The sequence below is a fragment of the Citrobacter sp. Cb041 genome (genome assembly GCF_030336655.1).
GTDB classification, from domain to species: Bacteria; Pseudomonadota; Gammaproteobacteria; order Enterobacterales; family Enterobacteriaceae; genus Citrobacter; species Citrobacter braakii.
The window spans coordinates 30,110-44,941 of sequence record NZ_JAOWDD010000026.1 but is presented as its reverse complement, the minus strand read 5'-3'; the positions used below and the strand labels follow the sequence as shown (position 1 = coordinate 44,941).

Sequence of the window (14,832 nt, the reverse complement as noted above, 5' to 3'; positions counted from 1 at the left end):
GGGTACAGAAATATACATCTATTCCTGCCGTCAGTAATTCACCTGAGAAGGCCCGTCACTAATCCCACGATCGTTTTTCTCTGGCGTGGTGGATTGTGATTGCGGCAGAACGCTCTTGGTCGGAGGCGGCGCGGTTTTATCTGCTGGCGGGAAATAGAGCGGGCCTTTTAGCCCACAGCCCGTCAGGCTGAACAGAGTAAAAATGACAGCGAGTGGCTTTAACACGTTTTTCATTATCGATTGCCTGTAAAGTTCATGCTTTCTGTTTTCTATCATCGCAGGAGAAGGCGTAAAAGCAAGAGTTAGCCTGTAATCTGCAACGCGTTTTGTTTCAGGTTATACTGCCGTCATCACGAAAAACAGGATAAGAAAATGAACGACAGTGAATTTCATCGCCTTGCTGACACCCTGTGGATGACCATTGAAGAGCGTCTGGATGACTGGGACGGCGACAGCGATATCGATTGTGAGATCAACGGCGGCGTGCTGACCATCAGCTTCGAAAACGGCAGCAAAATTATTATTAACCGTCAGGAGCCGCTGCATCAGGTGTGGCTGGCGACCAAACAGGGCGGCTACCACTTTGACCTGAAAGGCGACGAGTGGATCTGCGATCGTAGCGGCGAAACGTTCTGGGATCTGCTAGAACAGGCGGCGACACAGCAGGCGGGTGAAGAGGTGAGCTTCCGTTAAGTTTTATTGCCGGATACGCTTCGCGCGTCCGGCATCATGCTCACGAGAAATACTGCTGCAACAGCGGAGTGTCGTTTTCCTGACTGACGGGCGGCACGGCGCTAATCGGCTGGGTACGGAACGGGATCACCTGCGCGCGCCCGTCGGTTTTCACAATCTGATAGAACTGCGGCAGGTTAAAGTTGATGAAGCTGGAGCCGTAGGTAAAGCGATCGTGCGACGACGAGTAGAAACGGCTGACATCGCGTACCAACTCCTCTTTGCTACCTTCGCAGTGGTGATACACCTCAGCCCGATTACTCTCATCCAGAATGTAGATATTAAAGCCCTGCTCATCACCCGTTTCTTCGAAAAAGAACTGAATGATCCCTTCGCTGGCAAAACCGTCAACCACTGACGGGAGTTTCACATGATTGGTCTCAACCTGAACGGAAAGCCCGTGCAGTTTGTTATGTGAAATCGCGCCATAAAATTCAATCGCGTTTTCCAGCTTCTGTACCGAAACGTTCAGGCGCTCGAAGAACAGACCCCACGTCTGACCAGAAACGCGCAGCGCTTTGAAGCGTCCGGTTTCCTGACGGGTGCTGGAGAGGCGCAACTCGATGCACTCAGACACCAGTTGCTGCACGCGGGTGCGAATTAAACCGCGCAGATGCTGGCTATAGCAGAAAACCTCGACGCTATCCGGCGGCGCGGCATCCTGGTGCATTTTGCCGAGAATCGTTTTTAACGCTTCAATCATCGCCTGCTCACCGTTGAAGTGCAGCGTACGCACTTCGTTCCACGAGTTGCGGTACAGCAGGTCGACGCTACCCACCAGGCAATTTTGTTCTTCACCAAAGCTGAAGACGTCCAGCTTACGGAAATCAAAATGTACCACCTGATTGCGAAATGCTGCCGTCGGGTCATATTCAAGGTTAACGATAATCGCCAGGTGGCGAATCTCGCATGGGCTATAGAGCGCTTTCGGCGTTGGCGCTGGCAGTCGCAGCGGGAAGTGGTGCGACACGTCGGCGACCATTTCTTGCAGCTTCGGCAAATCAACAATGCCGTTGCCCTTAATAAATAAATGCGTACGCGAGGTCAGCAGGCCGTTGAACCAGGCCCACGCCACCAGTTTATTGAGGTAGCGGTTATATTCCAGCGGCTGATGGCTGATGATCGAGTCCATGTTAGGCGCGCGGTTATAGAGATACCAACCCGAACGGTTGGCACGGCCCGGCGGCACATGGATAAAGGTCAGATTCGGTTCCGAGAGATCCGGAGATATCTGCGGGTTCACCAGCGTTACTTTACCTGGTAATGCTTCAAACGCGGCATACAGCTTACGGGTCAGCACGCCGATATCCTGCGGGCTGGCGCTCACGCTGAGGTTATTTCGGCGGGCAAAACGGATCAGGTTACGATAGCTCTGCATCATCGCATCGAGCAGTTCGTTATGCGCTTCGCGTACCTGGTCAATCTTCCAGTTAGCGCGGTTATCCAGCATAGTCAGACGGGCGTCATCCCAGCCCCACTCTTTCACTAACTGACTTAATACTTCACGACGCCAGCCCACGCAGGCGCGCTCGCGGCTCAGTTTCTCACACACTTTTAAGTAGAAACATCGACGCACTAAATCCAGACGAGTCGGGTCTTCGATCGCCGTGAGGTACTCGGTAACGCGCTCCAGCATCATGCAGTAAGGGTCGAGACCAAAAGAGACGATCTCACCATCGTGCAGGCGCTGTTTAATATCTTTCGCCAACAGGCGTGGATTGGGGTATTCCCAGGAATAAGCTTCCAGCAGCAGCGTTTTCAATACCGCTTTGTACGGGGAGTCGATACTCTTGTACAGCTGCCAGAGGCTGGCGCCAAAGTACTCTTCGGCGGAGAGCGAACTGAGTCCGCCGAGATCCAGCCATTCGTTTGGCGTTAACACCCCCTGTGCGTAAAGCGTCATGACGTAATCGTCGTAATGCTCTTCTTCGTCGCCCGGCACCATATTCCACAGAATACGTTTACCCGCGAGACGCACAGCGGTGCGATAGAATTCATCAAGCAACAGGATATGCTGCGTCGAGCCACAGTCTTCACCACCCAAACTGCCGCTTTCATTGTGGCGGAAACGGTTTTCATCAATCAGGAAGAAGCTGACTTCCACGCCCAGCGAGGCGGCCCAGCTTTCCAGCAGGCTACATTTACGCTGCAGCAGCTGGCGCTCTTCGCTATCCAGCCAGGATTGATGGCAGACCCAAATATCAAGGTCAGAGGAACAGCTTTGCCCTACCGAAGAGGTGCTGCCCATTGAGTAAACGCCGGTGATAGGCAGTTCGCCCTTGGGAGGATCCTGCGTTGACATACCGCGGTACAGTTCCAGTTCGTTCAGGTAGTGGCGTTGGGTTTCATCAGGCGTGTAAAGGCATATGCCTTTGGGAACGTTACCATCAAGGTAACCCGGCATCAGCGGATGGTGGTAGTGCAATAATGTCGGCAGCAGACTGTATACCTGCTGGAAGGCAGGTCCCATGGCAGCAAGCGCGCGATCCACACGCAGTTGATTTATGGCATCCAGTCTCTGTTTCAGAGTCTCAATATAGAGGTACAAGACGTATCGCCTGATGTTGCTATCCGTCATGTTGTCGATTGCTGCGGCACAAGCGCTCACAATAATCGTCATCAATTCGGATAAACCGTATGTCAAAAATAACCGTTACCTGTTTTTTCGCCCATATTTTTTTATGCTGTACAGCCGAAAAAATGGTCTAAAACGTGATCAATTTAACACCTTGCTCATTGACCGTAAAGAAAGATGCGCTACATACAAGTGTAGCACCGTTCGTTACGTGTAAATTCCTTCATACGGTCGGGAGGTTTCTCGTCATTATTCACTGCCAGTGATGATGCAGCGCCTTTTCCTCTCACTCACGTTTGAGCGTAACGCTGACATCCCTTTGATAAGGATGTTAGGATGGTCAATGATTGATAATGACGGTAACAAGCATGTTAGACAATGTTTTGAGAATTGCCACACGCCAAAGCCCCCTTGCGCTCTGGCAGGCACATTATGTCAAAGACGCCTTAATGGCAAACCACCCCGGTCTGATCGTGGAACTGGTTCCGATGGTAACCCGTGGCGATGTGATCCTTGATACCCCGCTGGCGAAAGTCGGGGGGAAAGGGTTGTTTGTTAAAGAGCTGGAAGTCGCGCTGCTGGAAAAACGCGCCGATATCGCCGTGCATTCCATGAAGGATGTGCCGGTTGAGTTCCCTGACGGTCTTGGACTGGTCACCATTTGCGAGCGAGAGGATCCGCGTGATGCTTTCGTCTCAAATAAGTACAACACGCTGGATGAACTCCCGGCAGGCAGTATCGTCGGGACATCCAGTTTGCGTCGCCAGTGCCAGTTGGCAAAGCGTCGCCCGGATCTCGTCATCCGTTCGCTGCGCGGCAACGTAGGTACGCGTCTGAGCAAACTGGATAACGGCGATTATGACGCCATTATTCTGGCGGTCGCCGGATTAAAACGTTTAGGTCTTGAGTCGCGAGTCCGCACCGCTCTGCCGCCGGAAGTCTCCCTACCCGCTGTCGGGCAAGGCGCAGTTGGCATAGAATGTCGACTGGATGATATGCGCACTCAGGCGCTGTTAGCGCCGCTCAACCATGAAGAGACGGCGCTACGCGTCAAAGCCGAACGCGCCATGAATACCCGCCTGGAAGGGGGATGTCAGGTCCCTATCGGCAGTTATGCAGAACTCATTAACGGTGAGATTTGGCTGCGGGCGCTGGTCGGCGCGCCTGACGGTTCGCAGATGGTATGCGGAGAACGTCGCGGCGCTGCGCAGGATGCTGAACAGATGGGCATCTCTCTGGCTGAAGAGCTGCTGGAGAACGGCGCGCGCACCATTCTGGCTGAAGTTTACAACGGAGAAGCCCCCGCATGAGTATTCTGGTCACCCGCCCGTCTCCCGCAGGGGAAGAGTTAGTGAGCCGTCTGCGCACACTGGGGCAGGTGGCCTGGAGCTTTCCGCTCATCGAGTTTTCGCCCGGTCGGGAGCTGGCAACGCTTGCTTCCCGGCTGTCGGCGCTAACGGAAAACGATCTGGTCTTCGCCCTCTCGCAGCACGCCGTCACCTTTGCAGATGCCGAGCTTCAGCAACAAGGGAAAAGCTGGCCCTCCCTTCCGCGTTATTTTGCCATTGGTCGCACAACGGCGCTGGCGCTGCATACCGTTAGCGGTTTCAATATTCACTACCCTCTGGATCGGGAAATTAGCGAAGTCTTGCTACAATTACCTGAATTACAAAATATTGCGGGAAAACGCGCGCTGATATTACGCGGCAATGGTGGCCGTGAGCTGATAGGTGAAACCCTAACAGCACGCGGAGCTGATGTCGATTTTTGTGAATGTTATCAACGCAGTGCAAAATATTACGATGGTGCAGAAGAAGCGATGCGCTGGCAATCTCGTGGTGTGACCACGGTGGTTGTCACCAGCGGAGAGATGCTACAACAGCTCTGGTCGCTCATTCCGCAGTGGTTTCGTGAGCACTGGTTACTACGCTGTCGGCTGCTGGTCGTCAGTGAGCGTCTGGCGCACCTCGCCCGGGAACTGGGCTGGCAAGATATTAAGGTCGCTGATAACGCCGACAACGATGCGCTACTACGCGCATTACAATAACTCTCATAATGGGATGCCATAATGACGGAACAAGAAAAATCCTCCGCCGTGGTTGAAGAGACCAGGGAAGCCGTGGAAACCACGTCACAGCCAGTCAATACTGAAAAAAAGAGTAAGAACAGCACGGCGCTGATTCTGAGCGCTGTGGCGATTGCTATTGCGCTGGCTGCAGGCGTTGGGCTGTACGGTTGGGGGAAACAGCAGGCAACAACGCAGACAGCAACCAGCGATGCGCTGGCGAACCAGCTTACAGCGTTGCAAAAAGCGCAAGAAAGCCAAAAAGCTGAGCTGGAAGGCATTATTAAGCAGCAGGCAACGCAGTTGGATGAAGCCGCTCGCCAGCAGGCCGCGCTGGTCAAACAGCTTGACGAAGTCCAGCAAAAAGTCGCTACTATCTCCGGCAGCGATGCCGGGACATGGCTGCTGGCGCAGGCTGATTTCTTGGTGAAACTGGCCGGTCGCAAATTATGGAGCGATCAGGACGTTACTACCGCCGCGGCGCTGCTGAAAAGCGCTGACGCCAGCCTGGCGGATATGAATGACCCAAGCCTGATAACCGCCCGTCGCGCGATTACCGACGATATCGCGAGCCTCTCTGCGGTGACTCAGGTCGACTATGACGGCATTATCCTGAAAGTGAATCAGCTCTCTAACCAGATTGATAATCTGCGTCTGGCCGACAACGACACCGACGATTCGCCGATGGATTCCGACAGCAGCGAGCTTTCCAGCTCGATCAGCGAATGGCGCGTCAATCTGCAAAAAAGCTGGCAGAACTTTATGGACAGCTTTATCACCGTTCGCCGTCGTGATGAAACCGCCGTCCCACTGCTGGCACCGAACCAGGACGTTTACTTACGTGAAAATATCCGTTCTCGCCTGTTAGTGGCCGCCCAGGCCGTGCCGCGTCATCAGGAGGAAACATATCGCCAGGCGCTGGAAAACGTCTCCACCTGGGTGCGCGCCTACTACGACACCGACGATGCAGCCACCAAAGCTTTCCTTGAAGAGGTAGACCAACTGAGCCAACAAAGCATCAGCATGGACGTACCGGAAACGCTGCAGAGCCAGGCGCTTCTCGACAAGCTCATGCAGACCCGCGTACGTAATTTACTGGCACAGCCTGCCACAGCGCCGGTTGCAGCAGCTCCTGCGCCTTCAGCTGAAACTCCGGCAACTGCGCCGCAAGGAGAATAATGATGCTAAAAGTATTATTGCTCTTTGTGCTGTTGATCGCCGGGATCGTTGTCGGTCCAATGATTGCCGGTCATCAGGGCTACGTACTGATCCAGACGGATAATTACAATATCGAAACCAGCGTGACGGGTCTGGTGATCATTCTGATCGTCGCAATGGTCGTCTTGTTTGCGATTGAATGGCTGCTGCGCCGAATTTTCCGCACTGGCGCGCATACCCGCGGATGGTTTGTCGGTCGGAAGCGTCGTCGCGCCCGTAAGCAGACGGAGCAGGCGCTGCTCAAGCTGGCAGAAGGCGATTATCAGCAGGTTGAAAAGCTGATGTCGAAAAACGCCGATCATGCAGAACAGCCGGTAGTGAATTACCTGCTGGCGGCAGAAGCGGCTCAACAGCGCGGTGACGAAGCACGTGCCAACCAACACCTTGAGCGTGCTACCGAACTGGCCGGAAATGATACGATCCCGGTAGAAATCACTCGCGTTCGCCTGCAGTTGGCGCGTAATGAAAATCACGCCGCGCGCCACAGCGTAGATAAACTGCTGGAAGTGACGCCACGTCATCCGGAAGTGCTGCGTCTGGCTGAACAGGCCTACATTCGTACCGGTGCATGGAGTTCGTTACTGGATATCATTCCATCCATGGCAAAAGCGCACGTGGGTGATGACGAGCACCGCGCGATGCTGGAACAGCAGGCATGGGTTGGTCTGATGGATCAGGTTCGCGCCGATCAGGGCAGCGAGGGGCTACGTGCATGGTGGAAAAACCAGAACCGTAAAACCCGTCACCAGGTTGCCCTGCAGGTGGCAATGGCTGAACATCTGATTGAGTGTGACGATCACGATACGGCACAGCAGGTCATCATTGATGGTCTTAAACGCCAGTATGACGACCGCCTGGTGCTGCCGATCCCGCGTCTGAAAACCAACAACCCGGAACAGATAGAAAAAGTGTTGCGCCAGCAGATTAAAGCCGTCGGCGATCGCCCATTACTGTGGAGCACGCTGGGCCAGTCGCTAATGAAGCACGGCGAATGGCAGGAAGCCACGTTCGCCTTCCGTGCCGCTCTCAAACAGCGTCCAGATGCCTATGACTACGCCTGGCTTGCTGACGCGCTGGACAGACTGCATCAGCCGGAAGAAGCCGCCACCATGCGTCGTGATGGCCTGATGTTGACGCTGCAGAACAACAATCCCCCACAGTAATTCCTTCTTGCCCGGTGACGCTTCGCTTACCGGGCCTACCGTTATTTCATATACACCAAATCATTCGAGATGCTTCGAGGCGACTTGAAGGATGAGGTGTATATGCATAAAAAAACGCCCGCTCTTTTGGAGCAGGCGTTAAACAGGTCTGTATGACAACATAAATGGGTGCTTCACTCAACGTTATGTCCATGGTGTTTGATGAGGCCAGAGCGACATCTGTCTGTGGACGATAAGCACCGTAAACGGCTCTGCATCATTCCTGAGTTTATGAGGCCAGATGGCGAACATAAGAGATGGAATGAGCATCTACCCGTATATTATTGCACAAGGCATGCCACGATTGCACTGCAAAAACAATGGAACCGGACTTTTTAAGACATCAGGAAATTCGGGGAAATAAAGGCTGAGAAGGGAAAATCAGAAAACAAAAAACCCCGCCGAAGCGGGGTTCAAAATTGGTCGGCGAGAGAGGATTCGAACCTCCGACCCACTGGTCCCAAACCAGTTGCGCTACCAAGCTGCGCTACTCGCCGTTTTACTGCTTTTTGAATTTTTAGTTCAATTCTTTAAGTCGTGGTGCGAGGGGGGGGACTCGAACCCCCACATCCTAAGGACACTAACACCTGAAGCTAGCGCGTCTACCAATTCCGCCACCTTCGCATTTCACAACTTTAAATTAATGGGGTGGCTAATGGGATTCGAACCCACGACAACTGGAATCACAATCCAGGGCTCTACCAACTGAGCTATAGCCACCACTGCAAATCTTTTACGCGGTATTAAAACCACCGCAGCTCCGGCACCATTACTAAATGGTGCGCCCGACAGGATTCGAACCTGAGACCTCTGCCTCCGGAGGGCAGCGCTCTATCCAGCTGAGCTACGGGCGCTTAGCGCCGTTGCGGGGCTGGATATTACGGAGGTCTCGGTCTGCTGTCTAGTGCTTTTTTAAAATAAATTATCGTTTGGTCATGGTTTGTGCGTTTTGTCGCTTATTCCTGCAATTTTTGGGCTGTGCCATGACGATTCAGGCCAAAAACCTTATAAATGAGCGTCACGGCCAGTAAGAAGATAATGCCAACAAACAGCGACATTCGGGTATCTTCATTAAAGTACATGCCGATTAATACGCAAATCAGGAACGCCATCGTCAAATAGTTCGCCCACGGGAACAGAATCGAGCGGAAGGGATGACTGGCGATCGCCGCTTTATGCGCCTGACGGAAACGTATCTGGCTTATCAGGATCACAAACCACGGCACCATCCCCGGCAGCACGCTGGCGCTATAGACATAAACGAACACACGCTGCGGGTTGGGAATGATGTAGTTCAGGCACGAACCAACCAGCAGGATCGCGATAGAAATAGCCACGCCGGCAACCGGCACGCCCTGGCGCGAAACTTTTCCAACGGCGGCAGGTAGCTGGCGATTCTTTGCCAGCGCGTAAAGCATACGCCCACAGCTGTACATCCCACTGTTACAGCCCGACAGCGCCGCCGTCAGGACCACAAAGTTAATAATCCCTGCCGCGGCGGTAATACCAATCTTGGCAAAGGTGAGAACAAACGGGCTACCGTTACTGCCAATCTCATTCCACGGGAAAATAGTGACGATAACAAAAATCGCACCGACGTAGAAAATCAGAATACGCCACAGCACTTTCCCTACTGCACTCCGCAGCGTGACCTGCGGATTCTTCGCTTCACCCGCAGTAATGCCGATCAGCTCCACGCCCTGGTAAGAAGCCACGACAATACACAATGCCGTCAGGAAGCCCTTCCAACCACCAGCAAAGAAGCCGCCGTGCTCGGTCAGGTTGCCAAAGCCGATCGCCTGACCGCCATTGCCAAAACCGAAGAAAATCACCCCTAATCCAATGACGATCATCACAATGATGGTGGTCACTTTAATCATGGCAAACCAGAACTCAATTTCACCATACAGGCGAACCGCGGCGAGATTTGCCAACGCAACCAGTCCGACAGCAATCAGTGCGGGTATCCATTGTGCCATTTCCGGGAACCAGAACTGGACGTACACCCCGATGGCGGTAATCTCTGATATCCCCACCGCCATCCACATAAACCAGTATGACCAGGCAGTGAGATAACCAAAGAAGGGGCTCATGTAACGATGGGCGTAAACAGCAAATGAACCGGCAACCGGCTCGAGGAATAACATCTCCCCCATAGAACGCATAATGAAAAAGACGAACAGCCCGGCGACGATGTATGCCAGCAGAACCGAAGGTCCCGCCCATTTCAGGGTACTGGCGGCCCCCATAAATAGCCCGACGCCAATAGTCCCCCCAAGGGCAATTAATTCGATGTGACGAGCCTCCAGCCCACGCTGTAGCTCAGGTTTGTTCTCGGCCATAAATCCTCTTGTTGTGTTTGCATACTGTCCGGTATTACCGGTTCTCGTTATGGGTACATCTTGTTATGCCATAACAGGCCATACGGCACCGACCGCTTAACGGTTGGCGTCAAAAACACCACGGCACTGCAATGATTGTTGCGAATGGTTTCCTAAAATCGCTTAAATGGCAATTAAAGCATTCAAAAAATAAATAGATTGTGCGAGAAAGCAGCGATTATGTTGTGAATAAGTAGCGTAATTAGCAGATCACGCTACTTATCAGAGGAGAGAGGGCGTCAGAGGTTGCCGGTATAGTGCCAGCGGAGATAGCGTAATAAGCGAATTTGACGAGTGATACGGCTTGGCTGCGACAATAAGCGATACAGCCACTCCAGCCCCAGACTCTGCCAGATTCGCGGCGCACGCTTAACGTGACCGGTAAAGACGTCGTAGGTACCACCGACGCCCATATACAGCGCTTCAGGGTGAGTCTTCCGGCAGTCACGCATAAAGATCTCTTGTTTCGGCGAGCCCATCGCCACCGTCACAATCTGCGCACCGCTGGCGTGGATACGTTCAAACAACGCCTGGCGCTGGTCCGGGGTAAAATAACCGTCCTGACTGCCTACAATGTTCACGCGCCACTGGGCACGCAGTTTGGCTTCCGTTTGCGCCAGAACTTCAGGCTTGCCACCAATCAGGAAGACAGGCGTTCCTTCCTGCCCGGCTCGCGCCATAAGCGCTTCCCAAAGATCAGCCCCTGCCACGCGTGAAACCTGCGCCTGCGGGAATTTTTTGCGCACTGAGCGCACCACGCTAATCCCATCCGCATATTTGAACTCAGCAGCGTTGATCAGATCCCGCACTTCAGGGTTATCTTCTGCCGTCAGCATCTTCTCCGCGTTGATTGCCACCAGCGTTCCTGACCTGAGATGTCCCTCGGCAAACAGGTAATTTAGCGCATGCTGCATATCGCGCCAGCCAATCAATTGTAACCCGCGCAGCGAGTAGAGTGGCGCAGTTGTGTTATCTGTCATTACGATCCTTCAATCTGTGTCCGGGGCAGCGATTTGATTCGTTTATGGATGAGTCCCGCACTATCGAATAGCCAAAACAGCAGTTTTGCCACCAGCAGACAAACGCCGAAAATCACGAGGAAAAAGACCACTCGCGAGACAAACGAATCCAGCCCTTCACGTGCCAACACGATCATATTGAAAATAGCGCCAAAACAGAAACTGTGCAGAATCGCCGCCTTGTAGCGATTGGTTTCGCGGTTGCCTAACTCATACAGCCAGTCAAACCACTTGATGATGAGTCCAACGACAATCGCGCCTAACGGGATAAACAGCGCCCCGCCCATCACCACCAGTGAACCAATTAACGTCGGCGAAATCGCCAGACCTGAGTGGTTGTTCAACACTTCCCAGGTAAAGTAGTTCGCTGAGTTGAGGACAATACTCGGCCGCCCAGGCCACAGCCAGGAGGGGATAAAGACGTAGAAGTCACGGACAATCGGCGCCAGCCCCTGAAACTCAATATTGTGGTAATTTTGCAGCAACAGCGCCAGATTCTCCCACGGCGAGAAGGTGTCGCGCGTGAGGTACAGGAAGGTATAAAACGCCTCGTCGCCGCTAACGTTCATCCCATAGCGCTTCAGCGCCAGCCAGAACATCCCGACGATACCCAGCACGCCCGCGGCGGCCAGCATCCACAGCGAAATCCAGCCGCGAATGATGCCGATAAACAAGAAGATGGCAAACGCAATGATGATATTGGCGCGCGTCCCGCCAACAATCATATAGGTCAGCAAACCAAACGCGACGGTACTCACCAGGAAGAATAACCACGCTTTGCTGTCCTGACGCAGGAAATAGACCACCAACATTGCCGGAATGAAGAAGTAGAAGAAACGCTTCAGAGCGACCCCAGAGACTTCGCTGGAAAAAATTTGGCTGTAGGATTGCAGTCTGAACAGCAGGAATCCGTTGTGCATAAAGAAGACGCCCACGCTCACCAATGCAATCGCCATCAGGATAACCCAGGTCAAATGCGCTTCAACGCGATTGATGGTAAATAGCGGCCTGCGTGGCTTATCCTCGACTCGCTTGCGAAGGCGTGTTTTATACGTCACGTAGTAGACGGCATAGAAACAGGCGGCTGACAGCAAGGCCTGCAGCAGGATCTCCGGCGGAGCAACTGCCACATCAAAACGGAACACCAGTATGCTGGTCAACGGGAACCCGAAGAAGAACGTCAGCAAAAACAGCAGTGAGAAGAAAACATTGAAGTTAAAACGCACGCGGCGGAATTCAAACCAGGTCAGCGTGGCGATAAACAAGGTGGAGAGCAGCCATACCACCAGCAGACCGCAAAATTGCATCAGGCTCATACAGTTTCTCCTGAAGCAATGCGCAGCGCGTTGTGCCACGGCTGCAGATAATTCGGGCTAAAGAAGGTTATTGTATTTTTATCTACCGATGCCAACTGGCGCTGCGCTTCGCGTACGACGCCTTCATTGAGCTCATCAGTGGTAAATAACACCGGGAGATTCTGTTCCACCATATCCTGCCAGAAGGGATTTTCACGGTTGAGCACGCACGGGATACCGGCCTGAATCAGTAAACACAGGGTACCGATCCCCTGCTGACGGGCAAAAATAAAGTAACCCAAATCACACTGACGTAATAATGTCAGATAGGCATCAAATTCCAGCTTTTCACTTAAAATTTGCAGATTCTCAGCGCTAAACAATGCCAGGCCGGCCTGACGAACCTCGTCGATATAAGCCGCATTATTGGCGGGGTACCCCATCGGTACAATCACATTCACCGTGTCGCCGAACTGCTGATGGACGGCGCGTAGCGCGGCAATATGCTCATTGCTGCGATCGCCAGAGTTGCCAACCAGCACCGTCATCTTGCCGCTGCGCTGACACGCGTTGCTCATATTATTGAGCGAGGGATCCATCCGCGTTGGGAAATAGAGCAACTCGCCACGCACGCGCGGATGCTGTTCGGCGAAATAGCTCAAATCACCCCGCGTGGCAAATACGCAGCCCACGCGATTCTGCGCCATACGGCGAATGGGGTAAAACAGGCGAAATTTCAGTCCACTGGAGACTTCATATAAATCCGCGCCCCAGATATGCCAGTAAAACTGATCCGGTTTAATTCCCCCGCTCAGCAGCGCTAACCACAGGCTGGTGTTGAACTGACCGTGGAAGAAAAAACGCTGTTGGCGATCCGCTTTTGCTTTCGCGATAACCGCTTCAGCCAGCGCCTTTTTCCCACCATAGAAGCTTAGCGATAACGCCGGGCAGTTCTCACTGAATCCGGCATCCTGACCTGCAACCATAAACGTGCGTGCGTGCTCGCTCGTCGCGGCCAGCGAGTCGTTGAAAAACCGCAGCACGGTTTGGTTATGGTGAGGGATATCCGATCCCAGAACGTGAATCAGTACAGTCATACCCGCCTACGCCAGAGTAAAAACACGCCACAACAAAGAGAGAAATAGACAATGTACGTTGCCATGTAAGCCTGTGCCGCGCCCAGCGCACCATGTGCAGGGATCAGCCAATGTGCAAACGCCGTCAATAACATGAACTGGCTAATTTCTGCCAAGATATAAAACCGCAGCGACGCTTTCGCGATCACCAGATAACCGAAAACATAGGCGCCGACTTTCAGCACATCACCGACCAGTTGCCAGGCGAACAGGTCGCGCATGGCGGTGAATTTAGCGGAGAAAAGCAGCCAGATAGCAAAATCGCGCAGTAGCCAGACGGTAAAGCTTGCGGCAGCAACCGCCGGCAGCACGAATTTCAACGACTTGATCACTTCGCGTGTAATGTCGCGCTTTTCAGTCAAACGCGACAACGTCGGCAGCAAGTAAACGCTGAATGAGGCGGTGATAAATTGCAGATAAGCATCGGAGATACTGCTCACCCCCTGCCAGATCCCCACATCATCCCAGCCGTACTGCGCCGCCAACAGGTTTCGCATCATCACGTATGCCACTGGCAGCGTTACGGAGGTAATCAGCGCCATCAGCGTAAACTTGCTTAACTGCCCTGCCAGACCGTTATCCCACGAGGGTTTCAGGTAATGCAGGGGGATAGTCCCACGCTTAATCAGCATTATAGCGGCAGGGATTACGACCAGCGCAGGTACCAGCGCCAGGCCCAGCAAGGCGCCTTCATACCCTCCCAGGCGATAACAGCCATAATAAGCCGCTACACCCACCAGGCTCCCCACAATCAACGACAGCGCGTTACCCGCCGCATCGCGGAAGCCCTTCATCAGCGCCAGCAGCAGGTTCGCCCAGGCAATGCCCATCTGCACCAGCGCAACCAGTCGAACCAGCCCCTGATAATGAGTATGACCAAATAATCCCTGACTGATAGGTGCGGCCGCCAGCAAAAAAATCACCGCCATCAGCGTAGAGAATCCCAGCACCATCGCGGAAGATGTACCAACCACCTTACGGAGCCGGGCCGGATCGTCATGATGCTGCGCAACGTATTTCGTGACGCCATTGAAAATGCCGGCCCCCGCCAACACGCCAAGCACGGTGACCATCTGGCGGAAGTTACCCGCCTGCCCCACGCCTGCCGGTCCAAACGACACCGCCAGCAACTTCACAACCAGCAAACCTGCACCAATTTTTACCAGCGTACTGGCCGCCGTCCATAAGGACGCTTTTGCAAGCGACATA

12 protein-coding genes and 4 tRNA genes are annotated in these 14,832 nt (G+C 53.5%); 5 read left to right on the top strand and 11 right to left on the bottom strand.

Annotated elements, in window-relative coordinates:
• Nucleotides 1–30 precede the first annotated feature (30 nt).
• Complete coding sequence (gene lptM, locus OGV52_RS01860) at nt 31–234, bottom strand: LPS translocon maturation chaperone LptM (RefSeq protein WP_200108579.1); 204 nt, start codon at nt 232–234, stop codon at nt 31–33.
• Nucleotides 235–372: 138 nt separating this feature from the next.
• Here lptM and cyaY point away from each other — a divergent pair, with 138 nt between their 5' ends.
• Nucleotides 373–693, top strand: coding sequence for an iron donor protein CyaY (cyaY, locus tag OGV52_RS01855; protein WP_003828967.1), 321 nt, complete (start codon nt 373–375; stop codon nt 691–693).
• Between the two features lie 40 nt (nt 694–733).
• Here the strand turns inward: cyaY and cyaA are convergent, their stop codons facing one another.
• Nucleotides 734–3,280, bottom strand: coding sequence for a class I adenylate cyclase (gene cyaA, locus OGV52_RS01850; RefSeq protein WP_200108591.1), 2,547 nt, complete (start codon nt 3,278–3,280; stop codon nt 734–736).
• 395 nt (nt 3,281–3,675) lie between these two features.
• On the opposite strand from cyaA, the gene hemC reads away from it, so the two are divergent.
• The 4 genes from hemC to hemY are packed head-to-tail and all read left to right on the top strand — an operon-like array spanning nt 3,676 to nt 7,753.
• Nucleotides 3,676–4,617, top strand: a complete 942-nt coding sequence (hemC, locus tag OGV52_RS01845; RefSeq protein WP_141876191.1) for a hydroxymethylbilane synthase — start codon at nt 3,676–3,678, stop codon at nt 4,615–4,617.
• Nucleotides 4,614–5,354 (top strand): uroporphyrinogen-III synthase, encoded by a 741-nt coding sequence (hemD, locus tag OGV52_RS01840; RefSeq protein WP_287107993.1) that lies wholly within the window; start codon nt 4,614–4,616, stop codon nt 5,352–5,354. Before hemC ends, hemD begins: the two co-directional genes overlap by 4 nt.
• Before the next feature lie 21 nt (nt 5,355–5,375).
• On the top strand, nt 5,376–6,551 hold the full coding sequence (gene hemX, locus OGV52_RS01835) for a uroporphyrinogen-III C-methyltransferase (protein ID WP_019078439.1): 1,176 nt from the start codon (nt 5,376–5,378) through the stop codon (nt 6,549–6,551).
• Between the two features lie 2 nt (nt 6,552–6,553).
• Nucleotides 6,554–7,753 (top strand): protoheme IX biogenesis protein HemY, encoded by a 1,200-nt coding sequence (gene hemY, locus OGV52_RS01830; protein ID WP_047499566.1) that lies wholly within the window; start codon nt 6,554–6,556, stop codon nt 7,751–7,753.
• Nucleotides 7,754–8,212: 459 nt separating this feature from the next.
• On the opposite strand, the gene OGV52_RS01825 is transcribed toward hemY, so the two are convergent.
• From OGV52_RS01825 to wzxE, 9 genes are all read right to left on the bottom strand, one after another.
• Nucleotides 8,213–8,289 (bottom strand) — tRNA-Pro (locus OGV52_RS01825).
• Nucleotides 8,290–8,330: 41 nt separating this feature from the next.
• Nucleotides 8,331–8,416: transfer RNA gene (locus OGV52_RS01820), tRNA-Leu, on the bottom strand.
• Between the two features lie 20 nt (nt 8,417–8,436).
• Nucleotides 8,437–8,512 (bottom strand) — tRNA-His (locus OGV52_RS01815).
• Between the two features lie 57 nt (nt 8,513–8,569).
• Nucleotides 8,570–8,646, bottom strand: a tRNA-Arg gene (locus OGV52_RS01810).
• 102 nt (nt 8,647–8,748) lie between these two features.
• Complete coding sequence (thrP, locus tag OGV52_RS01805; RefSeq protein ID WP_016155119.1) at nt 8,749–10,134, bottom strand: bifunctional threonine/serine APC transporter ThrP; 1,386 nt, start codon at nt 10,132–10,134, stop codon at nt 8,749–8,751.
• A 278-nt stretch (nt 10,135–10,412) separates the two neighbouring features.
• Nucleotides 10,413–11,153: a lipopolysaccharide N-acetylmannosaminouronosyltransferase gene (gene wecG, locus OGV52_RS01800; protein ID WP_153689858.1), complete on the bottom strand. Its 741-nt coding sequence runs from the start codon at nt 11,151–11,153 to the stop codon at nt 10,413–10,415.
• Nucleotides 11,153–12,508, bottom strand: coding sequence for an ECA oligosaccharide polymerase (wzyE, locus tag OGV52_RS01795; RefSeq protein ID WP_094761733.1), 1,356 nt, complete (start codon nt 12,506–12,508; stop codon nt 11,153–11,155). The genes wecG and wzyE overlap by 1 nt, the downstream gene beginning before the upstream one ends.
• Complete coding sequence (locus OGV52_RS01790; RefSeq protein WP_287107992.1) at nt 12,505–13,584, bottom strand: TDP-N-acetylfucosamine:lipid II N-acetylfucosaminyltransferase; 1,080 nt, start codon at nt 13,582–13,584, stop codon at nt 12,505–12,507. The genes wzyE and OGV52_RS01790 overlap by 4 nt, the downstream gene beginning before the upstream one ends.
• Nucleotides 13,581–14,831 (bottom strand): lipid III flippase WzxE, encoded by a 1,251-nt coding sequence (gene wzxE / locus OGV52_RS01785; protein WP_287107990.1) that lies wholly within the window; start codon nt 14,829–14,831, stop codon nt 13,581–13,583. Before wzxE ends, OGV52_RS01790 begins: the two co-directional genes overlap by 4 nt.
• Between the last annotated feature and the right edge of the window lies 1 nt (nt 14,832).